The following is a 5,124-nucleotide window of genomic DNA, read 5'->3' on the forward strand; positions in this document are numbered from 1 at the left end:
ATCGCGTGGAATTGCGCTCTACGGCGCCCCCCTCTGGCCTGCCGGCCATCTCCCCCTCTTGGGGGGAGATTGGCAGCTTCGGCGCCCCACTCAATCCTGCAACGTCGCAGATTGGCGAAAACCATTGTGAAGGCCAATCTCCCCCCTTGAGGGGGAGATGTCCGGCAGGACAGAGGGGGGCGCCGTAGGGCGCTAGCGCTACAAGCCTGCCACCCTCTACCTGCCATCAACCCGGTTTCGCCTTCTCGCATGATCTTCTCCCGAAGACCCACCTCGCTTTATTGCTTCGACACCAGCGCCAGCGCGCGAATCGGGCTGCCGGTGCCGTGCTCGATCTTGAGCGGCGCCGCGATCAGGATGGCGCCCTTCGGCGGCAGCTGGTCGAGGTTGCAAAGGCTGGCGAGACCGTAGCGGTTGGCCTTGTGCATCAGCGTGTGCGCCGGGAATGGCGGCTCCATGCCACCGGCCTTGCCGGCATCGGTGCCGATCGTCTCCGAGCCCCAGCCCTTGATGTCCTTACTGATCAGGAACTGGATGGCTTCGGCCGTCGGGCCGGGCGTGTGCGGACCGGTCTCGTTGGCGTTGAGGAACTCGGCTTCCGAGCCGTTGCGCTTGTACCAGTCGGTGCGCATCACCACCCATTCGCCGGCATTGATCGCACCGTGCTTGGCTTCCCAGGCCTTGATGTGGTCGACGGTGAGCAGGAAATCGGGGTCGGCGGCGGCTTCCTTCGAACAGTCGATGACATTGACCGGGCCGACGAAATTCTGCGCCGGAATGGTGTCGGTGGCGCCGTCCGGATAATCCTTGCCGCTGATCCAGTGCTGCGGCGCGTCGAAATGCGTGCCCGAATGTTCGCCGAGCTTCAGCCAGTTCCAGGCCCACCACGGACCGTTCTTGTCGTAACGGGAGATGTTGTGGATCTCGACCTTCGGCGTGTCGACGGCGAGTTCCGGCGGCAGCTTGATCAACGGCGTGTCCGGCCCGAGCGGCGCCGACAGGTCGACCACCTTGATGGCGCCTGAAAGAAGCTGGCCGGCGACTTCGCCGAGGAGTTTTTGCGTGTCCATGGTTTGAAGTTCCCTCTTTCGTGTGATGATCAAGGCTCGTCTCGGCCCTTAATATCCTACTAGACGAAAACATATGCATCTGCAATTATCTTTAAGCATAAAGGAAATGGGGACGGGGCGTGAGCGAGTTCGACGCCATCTTTGTCGGGGCGGGCCACAACAGTCTGGCATGCGCTGCGCATTTGGCGCTCAAAGGCTGGAAAACAGGGGTTTTCGAGCGCGGCGCGGCAATCGGCGGCGCCGTCCAGACGCGCGAATTCACCCTTCCCGGCTTCCGCCACGATTTCGGCGCGATGAATCTCAGCCTCTTCGCCGGCTCGGCCTTCCACCGGAAATATGCAAATGAATTGAAAGCGCAGGGGCTGGAGTTCGCCCCGGTCGCCGACTGTTTCGCCAGCGCATTCCCTGACGGGCGCTGGTTCGGCGTCAGCAACGATCTGGAAAAGACCGCCGCGCGCATCGCCGCCTTCTCAGCCGCCGACGCCGCCACATGGCGCAGGCTGGTCGCCGCCTTCCCGGCGGAGGCCGAACACCTGTTCCGGCTGCTGGGTTCGCCGATGAGTGCCCGCGCGCTTGCCGGCACGGCGTGGAACCTGTGGCGCAAGAAGGGCATGTCCGGAGCGCTCGATACGGGCCGGCTGCTGCTGTCCTCACCCCGCGCCTGGCTGGAGGAAACTTTCGAGTCGCCGCATATCAGGGCAACGCTCGCCACTTGGGGCATGCATCTCGACTTCGCCCCGGATATCGCCGGCGGTGCGGTTTTCCCCTATCTGGAATCGATGGCCAACCAGAGTTTCGGCATGGTGCTGGGCAAGGGCGGCGCCGACACCATCATCCGTGCCCTCTCTGGCATGGCGACCTCCGCCGGCGGCAAGATCGTCACCGGCGCCGAAGTCGCCGAGATCACCGTTTCGGCCGGCAAGGCGACCGGCGTACGGCTCGCTTCGGGCGAGACGCATACCGCCACCAGGGCAGTCATTGCCGGCGTCGCGCCCAAGGCGCTGACGGGCAAGCTGCTGCCCAATGGTTCGGGCGACGCCGGCTTCGACACGGCGATGCAGAAATTCCGCCATGCGCCAGGCACGATGATGATCCACCTGGCGCTGGACGATTTGCCGGATTGGCGTGCCGGAGCGGAGCTTCGGCAGTTCGCCTATGTGCATCTGTCGCCGTCGCTCGACGCCATGTCGCGCACCTATCAGCAGGCCATGGCGGGCATGCTGCCGGACGAGCCTGTGCTGGTGGTCGGCCAGCCGACGGCGATCGACCCGTCGCGGGCGCCTCAGGGAAAGCATGTGCTGTGGGTGCAAGTGCGCATGCTGCCGGCCGAAATCCTGGGCGATGCCGCCGGCAAGATCGCACCGGACCATTGGGACAAGGTGAAGGAGGTCTACGCAGACCGTGTCCTCGACATCATCGAGACCTATGCGCCCGGCCTGCGCAACAAGATTCTCGGCCGCGCCGTCTTCTCGCCCATCGACCTCGAGCGTGAGAACCCGAATCTCGTCGGTGGCGACCAGGTCTGCGGCAGCCATCATCTGGCGCAGAACTTTTTATTCCGCCCGGCGCGCAACTATGCCGGCTGGAACACGCCGGTGGCGCATCTGCACCTCACTGGAGCCGCGACATGGCCGGGCGCCGGCACCGGTGCGGCGTCGGGCTTCATGCTCGCACAACAGCTTGGCGGGAGGTAGGAGCCGGAGATTTCCTTGAGGCTACGAGGGGCAAGGCGCTGCTGCCCAAGAAGCCTGAACCAATGACCTGAAGACGCCGCGCAGAAACAAAACCAACAAGGGGAACGACCATGACAATCAACAGACGGGAATTGCTCGGATACAGCGCCGCGGCACTCGGGGTGGCCGCCGTCGGCCTGCCGCAGATCGCTAGGGCGGCTGCCGGCGAACTGACCATCGCCTACAATGTCAACCTGCCATCCTGGGATCCGACCACCGGACCCTCGGCCGTCAACCCGACGATCCAGGGGCTTTACCAGTCGGTATTCGACCAGTTCATCCCGCAGAAGCCCGATTTGTCCTTCGCGCCGGGCCTGCTCACCGAATGGGGCTGGAACGACGACCGCACGAAGATCATGATGACGGTGCGCGAAGGCGTGACCTGGCATGACGGCTCGCCGTTCACGGCCGAGGACGTCGTCTGGTCGCTACAGCGGGCAGGCGACGAAAAGACCGGCAACCCGATCCAGTTCGTCTGGAAGAACGTCAACAACTTCAAGATCGACGGCAACAAGATCACCGGCGACGTCGTGCAGTTCGACCCGGTCTATTTCAAATGGATGTCGTTCCTGACCGGCTACATCATGCCGAAGGCCTATTACGAGAAGGTCGGCGCCGAAGGTTTCGAGAAGGCGCCGATCGGCACCGGCCCCTACATGGTGGAAAAGTTCGAGCGCAACGCTTTCCTGCGGCTCAAGGCAAACCCGAACTACTGGGGCGGCAAGCCGGCCTTCGAGAATGTGACGATCAAGTTCGTCGCCGACGCGGCAAGCCGCGTCGCCGAGATCGAATCCGGCTCCTCGCAAGTGACGCTCGAAATCCCCTACGAGGAGTATGACCGGCTGATCGCCAAGGACGGGCTGGCCGGCTCGTGCAAGAACGTTTCCGACATCGGCATGATCTTCTTCAACGACATCGAGGCGATGCTGGACAAGAACGTCCGTCAGGCCGCCGTGATGGCCGTCGACAAGAAGCTGCTGGTCGATCGCCTGCTGCGCGGCTACGGACAGCCGATCGATACGCTGGAAACGCCGGAATACGCATCCTACGACGCGTCGATCAAGGTCGAGCACAATCCGGAAAAGGCCAAGGAATTGCTGGCTGCCTCCGGCTATTCGCCGGAAAAGCCGGTCAAGTTCACCATCCAGACGACCAAGGGCTTCAAGCCCAAGGACTATGAGATGATCCAGGCGATCGTCGGCATGTGGCGCAAGGTCGGCATCGAGGCGACGATCGAGGTCTACGAGATCGCAAAGCACTACGAACTGCGCGCCGCCGATAAGCTGGCGCCGGCCGCCTTCTACAACTGGGGCAACGCCATCGGCGATCCGACCACCTCGACCGGCTTTGCCATGTACGGCCCGAGCCCGCATTCGGTGTGGGACAGCCAGGATTTGATCGACATGATCAACCCGCTGTGGGGCGAGAAGGACGAGGCCAAGCGCATCGCCGGCTGGAAGGCTGTCGACAAATACATCGCCGAGCAGGCCTATGTGCTGCCGCTGATGCAGTATGCGCAGCCCATCGTCCATGCCAAGGGCGTCAATGTGGTTCAGCATGTGTCGGGCGCGCTGCTGCCGGCCCTGATGACCCCGGCCTGAGAGAGTCGAGAAAGGCGCGCTGTCGCAAAGCCGGCATGCCTTCTCCCAACTTGCGCAGGCCCCCTCATCCGGCCCTTCGGGCCACCTTCTCCCCGCTGGGGAGAAGAGACCGGCTCAGCCGTCAGCGACCTCTTCTCCCCTCGGGGAGAAGGTGGCCGCGAAGCGGCCGGATGAGGGGTCTTCGTTCCATCAGTCACCGAAACGCATTAGGCCTACGCCAGAATGCTCCTGCAAAGATTCCTGATCCGTCTGCTGACGATGCTGATCACGCTGTTCGGCGTGGCCGTCGTCGTCTTTGTCGTGATCCGCGTCGCGCCCGGCGATCCGATCGCCATGATGCTGCCGCCTGGTGCTACGGATGCCGACATTGCCCGGCTGCGAGCGCTCTACGGCCTCGACAAGACCATCGTGCAGCAATTCTTCATCTGGCTGTCAGGCGTCGCCAGGGGCGATTTCGGCACCTCGATTTCGCTCAGGCAGGATGTGCTGGGTCTCGTCTTCAACCGGCTGCCAGCGACGCTGGAGCTTGCCATCGTCGCGCTTGTGATGGCGGTGGCGCTCGGCGGCACGACGGCAATCATCGGCGCGCGCGAACGCGGCACGGCGGTCGAGGCCGGCATCGACATCGCCAGCGGCGCGGCGCTTTCCATTCCCGACTTCCTGTGGGGCCTGGTGCTGATCCTGCTGTTCGGCGGGCTGGTGCCGATCTTCGACATTTCC

The 5,124-nt window shown here is 63.7% G+C and carries 4 protein-coding genes; 3 read left to right on the forward strand and 1 reads right to left on the reverse strand.

Features of this window, described 5'->3' with window-relative positions:
• Window positions 1-278: 278 nt before the first annotated feature.
• Window positions 279-1,070, reverse strand: a complete 792-nt coding sequence (locus ENZ74_RS20980; RefSeq protein ID WP_063169953.1) for a cyclase family protein — start codon at window positions 1,068-1,070, stop codon at window positions 279-281.
• Window positions 1,071-1,189: 119 nt separating this feature from the next.
• On the opposite strand from ENZ74_RS20980, the gene ENZ74_RS20985 reads away from it, so the two are divergent.
• The 3 genes from ENZ74_RS20985 to ENZ74_RS21000 form a co-directional block, all read left to right on the forward strand.
• Entirely contained in the window at window positions 1,190-2,764 is a 1,575-nt protein-coding gene (locus ENZ74_RS20985; RefSeq protein WP_063169952.1) for an NAD(P)/FAD-dependent oxidoreductase, read from the forward strand.
• Window positions 2,765-2,874: 110 nt separating this feature from the next.
• Window positions 2,875-4,404: an ABC transporter substrate-binding protein gene (locus ENZ74_RS20990; RefSeq protein WP_027161803.1), complete on the forward strand. Its 1,530-nt coding sequence runs from the start codon at window positions 2,875-2,877 to the stop codon at window positions 4,402-4,404.
• A 222-nt stretch (window positions 4,405-4,626) separates the two neighbouring features.
• Window positions 4,627-5,124 (forward strand): ABC transporter permease (locus ENZ74_RS21000; protein ID WP_164761105.1); only part of this gene is annotated, 498 nt, incomplete at its 3' end.

Origin of the sequence: Mesorhizobium sp. M7A.F.Ca.CA.002.15.2.1, from assembly GCF_003998715.1 — a bacterium.
In the GTDB taxonomy this organism is placed as follows: Bacteria; Pseudomonadota; Alphaproteobacteria; order Rhizobiales; family Rhizobiaceae; genus Mesorhizobium; species Mesorhizobium ciceri.